A 14,321-nucleotide genomic window follows, 5' to 3' on the forward strand; every position below is an offset into this window, starting at 1 on the left:
CCCACATTGGGTCCGTGGACTTTCAGGGATTTTCAGGAGTGATTTCATGAGTTTTTTGCGCAACATGACTGGCCTGCTGCTCGGCAGTGCGCTGCTGTGCACCGGCACCTCGGCGCTGGCCGGTGGCAGTTATGCGCTGACGGTGTACGGCGAGGCGCCGAAGTATCCGGCGAACTTCCAGCACTTTGATTTCGTCGATGCCAACGCGCCCAAGGGCGGTTCGCTCAGCCGCGCGTCGATGGAAATCGGCCAGTACAACTACATCAGCCCGTATGCCGATCAGGGCATCTCCGTGGTGCAGGTCAACGACTGGGTGTACTCGCCGCTGGCGTTCCGTTCACTCGACGAGCCGTACACTGTTTACGCATTGGTCGCGCAACAGATCGAGCGCGACCCCGAAGGTTTGTGGGTGCGCTTCACCCTCAATCCAAAGGCACGTTTCGCCGACGGCACGCCGATCACCGCCGAAGACGTGCGTTACACCTACAACCTGCTGATGACCAAGGGCAGTCTGAGTTATCGCCAGCAATACGCCGACGTGCAGGACGTGTTGATCGAAGGCCCGCGACAGGTGCGTTTCACCTTCAAGAACAACCTCAACCGCACGTTGGCGCTGGATCTGGCGACCATGCGCATCGTCCCCGAGCATTGGTGGCAAACCCGCGACTTCGCCAATGGCGGCGGTTTCGAGCCACCACTGGGCAGCGGCCCGTACCGCGTGAGCAAAGTCGACGCCGGGCGCAGCATCAGTTTCCAACGCGACCCGGACTGGTGGGGCAAGGACCTGCCGGTGAGTCGCGGGATGTACAACTTCGACACCCTCACGGTGAATTTCTACGGCGACACCGACGTCGCCCGGCAGCTGTTGCAGGCCGGCGCGTTCGACTACAACCGTGAGTTTTCCTCGTCCGGTTACGTGGTCGGCTACGACAGCCCGGCGTTGCGCGACGGTCGTTTGCAGCAGTCGATTCTGGCGCCGGAAAAACCCACCGCCGCTCAGGGCTTCGTGTTCAACCTGCAGAACCCGATCTTCCAGGATCGCCGCGTGCGTCAGGCGATCAGCCTGCTGTGGGATTTCGAGTGGACCAACAAGCAGATGATGCGCGGCTTCTACGTGCGCCAGAACAGCTTCTGGCCAAAGAGCGAAATGGCCGCCACCGCGCTACCTGATGCCGAAGAATTGAAAATCCTCGAACCTTTGCGCGGGCAGGTCCCCGACGAGGTTTTCACCACGGTGTATCAAGCGCCGAAAACCGATGGCAGTGGCTACATCCGTGACAAGCAACTGCAAGCACTAAAACTGCTCGCCGAGGCTGGCTGGACACCGCAACACAATCGCCTGGTCAACGCTGCCGGTGAGCCGCTGGAGTTCACCTTTCTCGACGGTCAGGGCGGCTTCGACCGCATGCTGCTGCCGTTCAAACGCACCCTCGCGCAGATCGGTATCACGCTGAATCTGCGCCGGATCGATTCGGCGCAATACGTCAACCGCCTCAACGCCCGCGACTACGACATGATCGTCACCAGTTTCCCGCGCAGCGGCGATCCGATCGTCTCCCCTGGCCGCGAGTTGTACAGCCTGTATGCCTCGCAAAGTGCTACGCAAGTCGGCAGTTCCAACTCGATGGTGCTGGCCAATCCGGCGGTCGATCAACTGATCGACGGGCTGGTCCAGGCCAATACCCGCGAAGCCATGGTGCATTACGCGCGCGCCCTCGACCGGGTGCTGCAATGGGGTTATTACATGATTCCCAACTACTACTCCAAAGGCACGCCGACGGTGTATCAGAACCGCTTCGGCATGCCGCCCGTACAACCGGCGTACGACGAAGGCCTCAACACCTGGTGGGAGGTATCGGCCAAGGCGCTGACCACCCAGCAGATGCACACTCAGCTTGCGGGGGGGCCAGTGACATGCTGCGTTATTTGAGTCGACGTTTGCTGCTGATCATCCCCACGCTGTTGTGCATTCTGGTGGTGAACTTTCTCATCGTGCAGGCTGCGCCGGGTGGTCCGGTGGAGCAAGCTATCGCGCGCCTGCAAGGCTTCGGCGGGCACAGCATGGGCGGCGGTGGCGAGGTCGCTGCGATTGGCGGTGCGGGCCGCAGCAGCCGTGGCCTCGACCCGGCGCTGATCGAAGAAATCAAACACCATTACGGCTTCGACAAACCGCTGCACGAACGCCTGTGGCTGATGCTGAAAAACTACGCGCAACTGGATCTGGGCAGCAGTTTCTTTCGCGGCGCCAAGGTCACCGACCTGATCGTGCAGAAGCTGCCGGTGTCGCTGTCGCTGGGCTTGTGGGCAACGCTGATCACCTACCTGATTTCGATCCCGCTGGGCATTCGCAAAGCGATCAAAAACGGCAGCGCGTTTGATGTCTGGAGCAGCACGGCGATCATCATCGGCTACGCGATGCCGGCGTTCCTTTTCGCGATTCTGTTGATCGTGGTGTTCGCCGGCGGCAGCTACGTCAACTGGTTTCCGGTGCAGGGCCTGGTCTCGGATAACTTCGACAGCCTCAGCACGTTGGGCAAGGTCGGCGACTACCTCTGGCACCTGGTGTTGCCGGTGACGGCGCTGGTGATCGGCGGCTTCGCCACGCTGACGATCCTGACCAAAAACAGCTTCCTCAACGAGATCAGCCGCCAGTACGTGATCACCGCGCGGGCCAAGGGTCTGACCGAGAGGCGAGTGCTCTACGGCCATGTGTTTCGCAACGCGATGCTGCTGGTGGTGGCCGGTGTGCCGTCGGCGCTGATCGAGGTGTTTTTCGCCGGTTCCCTGCTGATCGAAACCATCTTCAACCTCGACGGCCTCGGGCGCATGAGCTACGAAGCGGCAGTGTCGCGCGACTATCCGGTGGTGTTCGGCGCGCTGTTTCTGTTCACCCTGTTCGGCCTGCTGATCAAGCTGATCGGCGACCTCTGCTACACCCTGCTCGACCCGCGCATCGACTTCTCGGCGAGGACTGCCTGATGTTCACACTTTCTCCTCTCGGCCAGCGCCGCGTGGCGCAGTTCAAGGCCAACCGGCGTGGGCGCTGGTCGTTGTGGCTGTTTATCGGTCTGTGCCTGATTTGCCTTGGCGGTGAGTTGATCGCCAACGACAAGCCCTTGGTGATCCGCTACCACGATGCTTTTTACTTCCCGATCCTCAGCGATTACCTGGAAACCGACTTCGGCGGCGAGCTGCCGTTTCAGCCGGATTACGCCAGCGGTTACGTGCACAAGCTGATCGAGGATCAGGGCGGCTGGATGCTGTTTCCGCCGATTCCGTTCAGTTACGACACGGTCAATTACGACCTCAGCGAACCGGCGCCGAGCCCACCGTCCTCAAGCAACTGGCTGGGCACCGACGATCAGGCGCGCGACGTATTGGCGCGGGTGATTTTCGGCACGCGGATTTCGATTCTGTTTGCGCTGATTCTCACCGTCATCAGTGCGTTTATCGGCATCGTCGCCGGGGCGTTGCAGGGTTATTACGGCGGTTGGGTCGATTTGCTCGGGCAGCGTGTGCTGGAGATCTGGTCGGGGTTGCCGGTGCTGTACCTGCTGATCATTTTGTCCGGATTTGTCTCGCCGAGTTTCTGGTGGCTGCTGGGGATCATGGCGCTGTTTTCCTGGCTGGCGCTGGTTGATGTGGTGCGCGCCGAGTTCCTTCGTGGGGGCAATCTCGAGTACGTCAAAGCCGCGCGGGCACTGGGCCTGACCGACAACGAACTGATGTGCCGGCACATCCTGCCCAACGCGATGACCTCCACCCTCACCTACCTGCCGTTCATTCTGACCGGCGCCATCGCCACCCTGACCGCGCTGGATTTTCTCGGCTTCGGCATGCCGGCCGGCACCGCGTCGCTGGGCGAATTGATCGGGCAGGCCAAGCGCAATCTGCAAGCGCCGTGGCTGGGGCTGGCGGCGTTCTTTGCCTTGGCGCTGATTTTGTCTTTGTTGGTCTTCATCGGTGAGGCTTGCCGTGATGCGTTTGATCCACGATCTTGATCCAAGGAGCTGAGATGAACGACAACCTGATTGAAATTCGCGATCTGCGCGTGGCCTTCGCCGGGCAGGAAGTGGTGCACGGGGTGAACCTGGACATTCGCCGTGGCGAGTGCCTGGCGCTGGTCGGTGAATCCGGCTCGGGAAAGTCGGTAACCGCGCATTCGATTCTGCGTTTGTTGCCGGGCAAGAACGTCAGTAGCAGCGGCGCGATCCGCTACAACGGCGTGGATTTATTGCACGCCAGCGAGCAGCAGATGCGCGGCTTGCGCGGCAACCGCATTGCGATGATTTTCCAGGAGCCGATGACCTCGCTGAACCCGTTGCACACGGTGGAAAGGCAAGTCAGCGAAGTGCTTGAGATTCACAAAGGTCTGAAGGGCCGCGCTGCACGTGAGCGGACGTTGGAGCTGCTGAATCTGGTCGGCATTCGCCAGCCTTTGCAGCGTTTGAAAGCCTACCCACATCAGCTTTCCGGTGGTCAGCGGCAACGGGTGATGATCGCCATGGCGCTGGCCAATGAGCCGGAACTGTTGATCGCCGATGAGCCGACCACGGCGCTGGATGTCACGGTGCAGCAGAAGATTCTCGAGTTGTTGATCGAGTTGCAGCAGCGGCTGGGCATGTCGTTGTTGCTGATCAGCCACGACCTCAATCTGGTACGCCGCATCGCCCAGCGCGTGTGCGTGATGCGCCAGGGCGAGATCGTTGAGCAGGCCGATTGCGCAACGCTGTTTGGTGCGCCCCGGCATCCTTACAGTCGTCTGTTGATCGACGCGGAACCGAGCGGCGCGCCGGTGCCGAGTGAGTACGCTCACAACCTGCTGGAAGTCGATGATTTGAAAGTCTGGTTTCCATTGCCAAAAGGGCTGTTCAGCCGCCAGCAGGATTACATCAAAGCGGTGGACGGGGTCAGTTTCACCCTGCAACGCGGCAAGACGTTGGGAATTGTCGGCGAGTCGGGTTCGGGCAAATCGACACTGGGTCAGGCGATCCTGCGACTGGTCGAATCCGAGGGCAATATCCGTTTCGGCAACAAGCAATTGAGCCTGCTCAATCAGCGTCTGATGCGGCCATTGCGGCGGCAGCTTCAGGTGGTGTTTCAGGATCCGTTCGGCAGCCTGAGCCCACGGATGTCGGTGCAGCAGATCATTGCCGAAGGCTTGCTGACTCACGGTATCGACACCGAGGCCGAGCGAGAAGCAGCGGTGATTCGCGTGCTGGAAGAAGTCGGCCTCGATCCGCAGAGCCGGCATCGTTATCCCCACGAGTTTTCCGGTGGCCAGCGCCAGCGCATCTCGATTGCCCGTGCACTGGTGCTGGAACCGGCGCTGATTCTGCTGGATGAGCCGACATCGGCACTGGATCGCACGGTGCAGAAGCAAGTGGTGGAGTTGTTGCGGCAATTGCAGATCAAGCATGGGTTGACCTATTTGTTCATCAGCCATGACCTGGCGGTGGTGCATGCGTTGGCGCATGACTTGATGGTGATCAAGGATGGCAAGGTGGTGGAGCAGGGTTCGTCGCGGGAGATTTTTGCTGCGCCGCAACATCCCTACACTCAGGAACTGCTGAAAGCCTCCGGCCTCAAGCCCGATAAAAATCCCTGTGGGAGCGAGCCTGCTCGCGAATACGGTGTGTCAGTCACATAAGTGCTGGCTGACCCGACGCCTTCGCGAGCAGGCTCGCTCCCACAGGGGTTATTGTCGGGTTTGAAATTTATTTTTCAGGCACTGCATCCAAACGCCTCCGCCACGGGTAGTCCCTGTAACAGCCCACTTCGGCTGTCAGCGGTCTACCCTTTTCGGAGATAACACTGATGAACATTACCCAGCTGATTGACCTCACCGGTTTGCTCGCCCTGTCCTCGACGACTTTTGCCCAAAGCAGTTACCCCGACGCGATCAAAGTCCCGGACGGTCACAAGATCGCGATGGAAACCACCGGCGTCGGCGAGATCACCTACGAGTGCCGCGACAAGCCCAACGTGGCCGGGCAGACCGAGTGGACCTTCGTCGGCCCGAAAGCCGTACTCAATGATCGCAGCGGCAAACAGGTCGGCACCTACTTCGGCCCGCCAGCAACCTGGCAGGCCAAGGACGGTTCGAAAGTCACCGGCACGCAACTCGCGGTGGCGCCATCGAGTCCGGGCAACCTGCCCTATCAACTGGTCAAGGCCAATCCCGCCGAAGGTAAAGGCGCCATGAGCGGCGTGAGTTACATTCAGCGCGTCGCACTCAAGGGCGGCGTGGCGCCGGGCAGCGAATGTACGGCGGCGAACAAGGGCAAGCAGGAAGTGGTGAAGTATCAGGCCGATTACATTTTCTGGGCGGCGAACTGATCTCCGGACTTACCGAGATCCAATGTGGGAGCTTGCTCGCGAAGGCGGTGTATCAGTTACACATAAGTTGCCTGACGCGCCGTCTTCGCGAGCAAGCTCGCTCCCACAGGGGGCAACTCGGTTGTCTGGATGTTTGAGGAATGTGAGCTAGATTGCACGCCATGCCTTTAGCCGAATCCGCTTTCGATTACGAAGCCCGTCTCGCTGCCTGTGCCCGTGGCGAGCGCGCGGCCCTGCGCGATTTGTACGTGCAGGAAGGTCCGCGTCTGCTCGGTGTGGCCAAGCGTCTGGTGCGTGACACGGCGCTGGCGGAGGACATCGTTCATGAGGCGTTTATCAAGATCTGGAACGGCGCGGCGGGGTTTGACCCGGCACGCGGTTCGGCGCGCGGCTGGATGTTCAGCGTGACCCGGCATCTGGCGCTGAATCTGCTGCGTGATCAGAGTCGCGAGACGTCGCTCGGCGCTGAGCATGAAACGACCGGGGATGCTGATGTCGTTGATGCCCAGGCTCATTCGGCGCGTATTCATCGCTGCCTGGAACAACTTGATCCGCAGCGGCGACGCTGCATCCTTCACGCCTACGTCGATGGCTATTCTCACGCGCAGATTGCTACGCGTCTCGACACGCCGCTGGGCACGGTCAAGGCGTGGATCAAGCGCAGCCTCAACGCATTGCGGGAGTGCATGGGATGACCACTGAATCGGCGCAGGACCGTGATGAGCTGGCCGGTGAGTATGTGCTCGGCACGCTGTCGATCGAGCAGCGCATCGAGGTGCAACGCCGGTTACAGAATGAGCCCGAACTACGTGCGGCCGTGGATGCCTGGGAGCGACGTCTGCTGGAGCTGACGGATATGGCTGAACCGCAGCAACCGTCGGCGCAGTTGTGGCCGCGCATTGAGCGCAGCGTCGGGCGACTGGCGCGGGAAGCAACTGCAACGTCATGGTGGAATCTGCTGCCGCTCTGGCGCGGCTTGAGCGCGGCCGGATTGGCGGCAACGTTGATTTTGGGTTCGATTCTGTTGACCCAGACCACGCCAAAAACAAGTTATCTGGTGGTGTTGGTCGCGCCGCAGGACAAGGCCCCGGGCTGGGTGATTCAGGCGAGCAATTCGCGCGAGATTCAGCTGATTCCGCTGGGTGTGGTCGAAGTGCCAGCGGACAAGGCACTGGAATTCTGGACCAAGGCTGACGGTTGGCAGGGGCCGGTGTCACTAGGGCTGGTCAAACCGGGACAGGCCTTGTCGGTGCCGCTGGACAAACTGCCGCCGCTGCAACCCAATCAGTTGTTCGAGCTGACACTGGAAGGCGCCAATGGCTCGCCAATCGGCAAACCGACCGGGCCGATTCAGGCGATCGGGCGCGCGGTGAAGGTGCTGTGAGGCTCTGATCTGCGGGTTCCAGCTACCATCATCGACGTCGATGTTCACCATCACGGCAATGAAGTTCTCATAAAAAATCTCCGGCGTAACATCAGCTCCATACCAACCAATAACACCCCGGAGCACACACTCATGAAACGCCAAACTCTTCTCGGTCTCGCTTTCTCGGTCTTCGCTATCAACGCTTTCGCCGCTACACCGGCCCACACCATGATCGCCGAAGGCGGCTCGGACAAACTGATCGAAAGCCGTGTGGCTGAAGGTGGTTCGGACCGTCTGCTGGAACGCCGCGTTGCCGAAGGTGGCTCGGATCGCCTGCTCGAACGCCGCGTTGCCGAAGGTGGCTCGGATCGTCTGCTGGAACGCCGCGTCGCTGAAGGTGGCTCTGATCGTCTGCTCGAACGCCGCGTCGCTGAAGGTGGCTCGGATCGCCTGCTGGAACGCCGCGTTGCCGACGGTGGCTCGGATCGTCTGCTCGAACGCCGCGTTGCCTGAATGAAAGGCTGCAAGCGCAACACCCCAGAGAAACCCGGCTCCCCCAGCCGGGTTTTTTATGTCGGTGTGTTTTATCCGGCCTTGGCCATGCAGCGCTTGTAGCGCTCATCCACGCGTTTGGCGAACCACGCCGTCGTGAGCTTGCGGGTGATCTTCGGACTCTGCAGCACGATCCCCGGCAACACCGCGCGCGGCAGCTTCTTCCCCTCCGCTTGCTCCGCCAGTTCGAACACCCGTTGATAGAGCTTGGTCTCTTCGAATTCCAGGGTTTTGCCCTTCTCCAGTTGATCGCGAATGGTCGGGTTGCGCATGCCCAACGACTTGCCGAGGGTGCGCACCGCCAGTTCCGTGCCGCCGGGCATGATCGAGTCGTAGCGGATCAGGTCGCCATCGAGTGCCAACGGAATGCCGGACGCACGGCTGACTGCATTCTGAAAAGCGGCATTGCGGCTGGCGTACCAACCGGCATTGAAATCGGCAAACCGATACAGCGGCTCGCGATAACTCACCGGATAACCGAGCAAATGCGCGATACCAAAATACATGCCACCGCGGCGGCTGAACACTTCGTGGCGGATCGTGCCGTCCACCGGGTACGGATAGTCCTTGGCGTGCTGCTCGGCAAATTCGATGCTGACCTGCATCGGCCCGCCCGTGTGCACCGGGTTGAAGCCGCCGAACAGCGTGCGGCCCATCGGCACCCGACCGATGAAGTCGTCGAAAATACCGCTGAGTTCTTTCTCACTGCGTGCCGCATTCAGACGTTCGCTGTAGGTTTTGCCGTTGGTTGAACGCACTTGCAGCGCGCCGCTGACCAACAGGCTGGGGATGTGCACCTTGGCGGCGCGACGGTCGATTTCGTCGCGGGCGATTTTGCCCAGGCCCGGCACGGTGGGGTCGGCCTGGAAGGTCGATTCCTGCTCGGCCACGGCCAGCACGGAACACAGATTCTGCGTGGTCGGGCTGATGTTCTGCGCGGCAAATGCGGCATAGATGTCGGTGGCCCAGCCTTGGCGATCGGCAGTCTTGGCCGGCATCAGCCGTACGATCTCGGCTTTCACTTCGGCAGGCGCACGAGGCACCGGCTCCTGGCTGCGCTGCCCCGCGCAACCGGCGAGCACCAGCAGTGCGGCGAGCGTGATCGGTAATCGAGGGTCGTGCATGTTGCTCCATCCAGTCCATTAAGCCCGAACCACCATACACAATCCGTGTAGGAGCTGCCGCAGGCGGCGATCTTTTGACTTTGAAAAACAAGATCAAAAGATCGCCGCCTGCGGCAGCTCCTACAGGGGGATGTGCGTTTTGAAGGGGTGATGACAAACAGATTGCAAAGCGTTACTGAGAAAATCTATCATTTGCACCTGGAGTCGCATTTGCGCAAGGAGTTCCCGCGCCGCCCTTATTTTTCTCACCGGCCGTGCGCCTCCAGGTATCTACATGCCCGCTTCAGCTCGACTCGCCGTCCCGTTTCGCCCGACGCTTCTCGCCCTGCTGTGCTCCCTGACTGTCACCGCTCACGCCGCCGACGGCGATAACAAGGCGCTGGTGCTGGACGACGTCAACGTCAACGCCCAAGCCCCGACGCCCAACGCCCTGCCCCCGGTCTACGCCGGCGGTCAGGTCGCCCGTGGTGGCCAGCTTGGTGTGCTCGGCAATCAGGACATGATGGACGTGCCGTTCAGCGCCGCGTCCTACACCGAACAGCTGATTCAGGATCAACAGGCCGAAAACGTCGCCGACGTGCTGCTCAACGATTCGTCAGTGCGTCAGGCCTCGGGTTTCTCCAACCAGGCACAGGTTTTCATGATCCGCGGCCTGCCGCTGAACGGCGACGACATTTCCTATAACGGCCTGTACGGCGTGTTGCCACGGCAGATCATTTCCACCGACGCCCTGGAGCGCGTGGAAGTGTTCAAAGGCCCGAACGCCTTTATCAACGGCGTGACCCCGACCGGTTCCGGCATCGGCGGCGGCGTCAATCTGCAGCCCAAACGTGCCGGTGACGTGCCGTTGCGTCGTTACACCACCGACATCAACAGCGAAGGCCGCATCGGTCATCACTTCGACATCGGCCAGCGTTTCGGTGAAGACAACCGCTTCGGCGCACGGGTCAACCTGTCCCAACGCGAAGGTGACACCGGCATCGATCACGAGAACCAGCGCTCGAAACTGTTCGCCATCGGCCTCGACTATCGCGGCGACGCGCTGCGCCTCTCCGGTGATTTCGCCTATCAGAAAGAACGCGTCAACGGTGGCCGCAACTCGGTCAACCTCGGCACCGCCACGCACATTCCGGACGCGCCATCGGCCGACACCAACTACGCGCCGAAGTGGGGCTACACCGACATCGAAGACACCTTCGGCATGCTCCGCGCCGAGTACGACCTGAACGACAACTGGACCGCCTACGCGGCCGGCGGCGCCAAGCACACCCGCGAAGTCGGGCGTTACAACTCCACCACTTTGGTCGGCAACAGCGGCGCGTCGGTCACCACCGGCTCGTTCATCCCCCACGATGAAGACAACACCAGCGTGATGGCCGGCCTCAACGGCAAATTCAATACCGGCGCGGTCAGCCACAAGGTCAATTTCGGCCTGACCGGTATCTGGGCCGAACAGCGCAGCGCCTATGATTTTGACCTGACCCAATACGCCAACAACATCTACCACCCGGTGCAGACGCCGGCGCCGGAGGGCAATTTTGCCGGCGGCGACTTGAATGATCCGGGTATCGTCGGCAAGACCTTCAACCGCAGCATCGCGCTTTCCGACACCCTCGGTTTCTTCGATGATCGCTTGCTGGTCACCGCCGGCTTGCGTCGTCAGCAATTGGTGGTGCAAGGCTACAACTACGCCAGTTGGGGCAGCGGCGGTCGCAAGTCGAGCTACGACGAATCGATCACCACCCCGGTGTACGGCGTGGTGTTCAAGCCATGGGAACACGTGTCGTTCTACGCCAACCACATCGAGGGCCTGGCCCAGGGCCCGACGTCGCCGACCAGCACCGGCGGCTTACGCGTGACCAACGGCAACGAAGTCTACGCCCCCGCCCGCTCCAAGCAGTCCGAAGTCGGGGTGAAAGTCGACATGGGCACTTACGGCGCGAGCCTGGGTGTCTATCGCATCGAACAGCCGAGCGACGGTTACTGCAACATCGAAAGTGCCACCACCTGCACCTACGTGCGTGAAGGCGAGCAGGTCAACAAAGGCGTGGAAATGAACGTGTTCGGCGAACCGATTCAGGGCCTGCGGCTGATCAGCGGTCTGACCCTGATGGACACCGAACTGAAGAACACCCTCAACGGCGCCAACGACGGCAACCGTGCGATCGGCGTGCCGACCTTCCAGTTCAACGCCGGCGCCGACTGGGATGTCCCGGGTCTGCAAGGCGTAGCGCTGAACGCGCGGATGCTGCGCACCGGCGGTCAATACGCGGATGCGGCGAACAACCTCAGCCTGCCGACCTGGAACCGCTTCGATGCGGGTGCGCGTTATGCGTTCAAGGTCTCGGAGAAGGACGTGACGCTGCGTCTGGGCGTGGAGAATCTGGCGAACAAGAAGTATTGGGAATCGGCTCAGGGTGGGTATCTGACTCAGGGTGAGCCGCGGGTTGCCAAGTTGTCCGGCACTATCGATTTCTAAGGCTGAAAAGCCCCTCATCGGAACGCCGCCCGCCTAACCCTCTCCCAGAGGGAGAGGGAACTGATTGCGTTGTTCTTTCGAAGTACGCCGACGTGTGCCACCGAGTCGAACTCAGGTTTTGAAAGGCACCCAAATCGGCTCAGGTTTTGAAAGGCCCCCAATCGGCTCCCTTTCCCCCTCGCCCCCTTGGGGGGAGAGGGCTGGGGTGAGGGGGGGAAATTTCACTGTCACCAAAATCTCCCGCCGAACACCCGAAAAAGGCCCCACAGCTTCACCGCTGCGAGGCCTTTTTCCGTCTGGCCGATCAACTGGCCACCCTCTCCTTCTGATCCATACTTGCTGCACAGCAAATGGAGAACAGGCCCATGAACCGCAGCGACGTCCTGATCATCGGCGCCGGCCCGACCGGGCTGGTGCTGGCCCTGTGGCTGAGCAAACTCGGCGTGCGCGTGCGCATCATCGATAAAACCTCCGCGCCCGGCACCACTTCGCGAGCGCTGGCGGTGCAGGCGCGCACCCTCGAGTTGTACCGGCAACTGGACCTCGCCGACACCGTGGTGCGCAACGGCCATCGGGTGGCGGCAGCGAATTTCTGGGTCAACGGCAAACCGGTCGCACAGTTGCCGCTGAACCGCATCGGCGAAGGCCTGACGCCCTATGCGTTCGTCGAAATCTTCCCGCAGGATGAACATGAACGGCTGCTGATCGAACGTCTCGAAGACTATGACATCACGGTCGAACGCGACACCACGCTGGAAAGTTTCGAGGAGACCGGCGACGGCCTCACCGCGCATTTGCGCTTGCCCGATGGCCAGCAGGAAATCTGCCAGGCGTGTTATCTGGCCGGTTGCGACGGCGCCCGTTCGGTGGTGCGCAAAAGCCTCGACGCCGGGTTTCCCGGTGGCACCTATCAGCAGATTTTCTACGTGGCTGATGTCGAGGCCAGCGGCCCGGCGATGAACGGCGAGCTGCATCTTGACCTGGACGAGGCGGACTTTCTCGCCGTGTTTCCGCTGGCCGGCCAAGGCCGCGCAAGGCTGATCGGCACCGTGCGTGACGAACGTGCGGATCGCGCCGAAACCCTGGAATTTTCCGATGTCAGCAGCCGCGCCATCGAACATCTCAAGGTGCACATCGAAGACGTGCACTGGTTCTCGACCTACCGCGTGCATCACCGCGTAGCGGAGCATTTTCGCAGTGGCCGCGCGTTTCTGCTCGGCGATGCGGCGCATGTGCACAGCCCGGCGGGCGGCCAGGGCATGAACACCGGCATCGGCGACGCGATCAATCTGGCGTGGAAACTTGCCGCTGTGCTCAGCGGCGCTGCCGAACCACGCCTGCTCGACAGCTACGAAACCGAACGCATCGCCTTCGCTCGCAGATTGGTTTCGACCACCGACAAGGTCTTCAGCTTCGTCACCGCCGAGGGGCGTATGGCGGACTTGCTGCGCATGCGCGTGGCACCGTTTCTGATCCCGAAAATGGCGTCGTTCGAGGCCAGTCGCGAGTTCCTTTTTCGCACCGTTTCGCAGGTCACCCTCAACTATCGCGGTATGCCATTGACCCAGGGCGCGGCCGGCCACGTGCACGGCGGCGACCGCTTGCCGTGGGCGCATGATGGTGAGGGCGATAATTACGAACCGCTCAGACAGCCGTGCTGGCAGGTGCATGTCTACGGTGACACCAGCGACGAAATGATTGCCTGGTGCCAGGAGCATCATTTACCGCTGCACGTGTTCGACTGGCGTCCGGCGTTTGAAACGGCGGGGTTGGGGCGTAACGGCTTTTACCTGCTGCGCCCGGATACCTATGTGGCGATTGCCGAAAACAGCGCGGATCCGAAGGTGATTGAACGCTACTTCCGCGATCACGGGATCCGGCCTTTTCAGTGACCTTCACATTTCCTTGGCCAGCCATTCGTCGGAAAGACCTGAACACCTGTCAACTCTGACAGTAGACGCTTTCCGCAGCGCCACCTCTAATCATTGCTCACCGTTTGTAAGGAGCAATGAAGATGGAAGTGTCCACCGCAGATCAAGTGCAAGACATAGAGGTCACTGGAACATTAAACGCACTGTTCGAAGTCCCCGACCACCAACCTTTAAATGCTGCTTTGATCGAGTTGCGTTCAACCCAGTGGGTAAAATATGAGTTCCGAGGGAGAACGGCGGCCAACGACAGGTCTTTTATATTTCAAATTTTCAGCGATCTAGAAGATGGAACATATGAAATACCTTCGACCTACTACCAGTACGCCGCAGTGTATCTTGCAAGTCATACAGGTTGGACGTACGCATCGCCCAATCAATCGATCTTGTATCTAACGATTTCTGAGAATAAAACTCGTTTCAGTGGAGAAATCAAAGCTGATTTCGATCCCATCGAACACAAAACTGATTCTTCAACGCTGCATGTCACTGCGTCGTTAAACGTCAAACTCAGCAAAGCGCTTCCCTGATAA

At 60.7% G+C, this 14,321-nt stretch carries 12 protein-coding genes; 11 read left to right on the forward strand and 1 reads right to left on the reverse strand.

Annotated features, from left to right (window positions below):
• Positions 1-46 precede the first annotated feature (46 nt).
• The 8 genes from P3G59_RS19095 to P3G59_RS19130 all read left to right on the forward strand — a co-directional run bounded on the left by P3G59_RS19095 (position 47) and on the right by P3G59_RS19130 (position 8,218).
• The gene (locus P3G59_RS19095) at positions 47-1,930 is read left to right on the forward strand and encodes an extracellular solute-binding protein (protein WP_277758528.1); all 1,884 of its coding nucleotides are present in this window, start codon (positions 47-49) and stop codon (positions 1,928-1,930) included.
• Positions 1,915-2,979 (forward strand): microcin C ABC transporter permease YejB, encoded by a 1,065-nt coding sequence (gene yejB, locus P3G59_RS19100; RefSeq protein ID WP_150709074.1) that lies wholly within the window; start codon positions 1,915-1,917, stop codon positions 2,977-2,979. The genes P3G59_RS19095 and yejB overlap by 16 nt, the downstream gene beginning before the upstream one ends.
• Positions 2,979-4,001 carry an ABC transporter permease gene (locus P3G59_RS19105; protein WP_277758529.1) on the forward strand — a complete coding sequence of 341 codons (1,023 nt, stop codon included), beginning with the start codon at positions 2,979-2,981 and terminating at the stop codon, positions 3,999-4,001. Before yejB ends, P3G59_RS19105 begins: the two co-directional genes overlap by 1 nt.
• A gap of 14 nt (positions 4,002-4,015) precedes the next feature.
• Positions 4,016-5,650 carry an ABC transporter ATP-binding protein gene (locus tag P3G59_RS19110; protein WP_277758530.1) on the forward strand — a complete coding sequence of 545 codons (1,635 nt, stop codon included), beginning with the start codon at positions 4,016-4,018 and terminating at the stop codon, positions 5,648-5,650.
• Between the two features lie 167 nt (positions 5,651-5,817).
• Complete coding sequence (locus tag P3G59_RS19115) at positions 5,818-6,339, forward strand: DUF3455 domain-containing protein (protein WP_277758531.1); 522 nt, start codon at positions 5,818-5,820, stop codon at positions 6,337-6,339.
• Between the two features lie 161 nt (positions 6,340-6,500).
• Positions 6,501-7,034 carry a sigma-70 family RNA polymerase sigma factor gene (locus tag P3G59_RS19120; protein WP_277758532.1) on the forward strand — a complete coding sequence of 178 codons (534 nt, stop codon included), beginning with the start codon at positions 6,501-6,503 and terminating at the stop codon, positions 7,032-7,034.
• On the forward strand, positions 7,031-7,723 hold the full coding sequence (locus tag P3G59_RS19125) for an anti-sigma factor (RefSeq protein ID WP_277758533.1): 693 nt from the start codon (positions 7,031-7,033) through the stop codon (positions 7,721-7,723). Before P3G59_RS19120 ends, P3G59_RS19125 begins: the two co-directional genes overlap by 4 nt.
• 132 nt (positions 7,724-7,855) lie before the next feature.
• Positions 7,856-8,218, forward strand: a complete 363-nt coding sequence (locus tag P3G59_RS19130; RefSeq protein WP_277758534.1) for a hypothetical protein — start codon at positions 7,856-7,858, stop codon at positions 8,216-8,218.
• 71 nt (positions 8,219-8,289) lie between these two features.
• Here P3G59_RS19130 and P3G59_RS19135 read toward each other — a convergent pair whose 3' ends face one another.
• Positions 8,290-9,381: a DUF1615 domain-containing protein gene (locus P3G59_RS19135; RefSeq protein WP_277758535.1), complete on the reverse strand. Its 1,092-nt coding sequence runs from the start codon at positions 9,379-9,381 to the stop codon at positions 8,290-8,292.
• 274 nt (positions 9,382-9,655) lie between these two features.
• Here P3G59_RS19135 and P3G59_RS19140 point away from each other — a divergent pair, with 274 nt between their 5' ends.
• The 3 genes from P3G59_RS19140 (at position 9,656) to P3G59_RS19150 (ending at position 14,318) form a co-directional block, all read left to right on the forward strand.
• Positions 9,656-11,860 (forward strand): TonB-dependent siderophore receptor, encoded by a 2,205-nt coding sequence (locus P3G59_RS19140; protein WP_277758536.1) that lies wholly within the window; start codon positions 9,656-9,658, stop codon positions 11,858-11,860.
• A 365-nt stretch (positions 11,861-12,225) separates the two neighbouring features.
• Complete coding sequence (locus P3G59_RS19145; RefSeq protein WP_277758537.1) at positions 12,226-13,752, forward strand: FAD-dependent oxidoreductase; 1,527 nt, start codon at positions 12,226-12,228, stop codon at positions 13,750-13,752.
• 122 nt (positions 13,753-13,874) lie between these two features.
• Entirely contained in the window at positions 13,875-14,318 is a 444-nt protein-coding gene (locus P3G59_RS19150) for a hypothetical protein (RefSeq protein ID WP_277758538.1), read from the forward strand.
• The last annotated feature ends 3 nt before the right edge of the window (positions 14,319-14,321 follow it).

Source organism: Pseudomonas sp. A34-9 (assembly GCF_029543085.1).
GTDB lineage: Bacteria > Pseudomonadota > Gammaproteobacteria > Pseudomonadales > Pseudomonadaceae > Aquipseudomonas.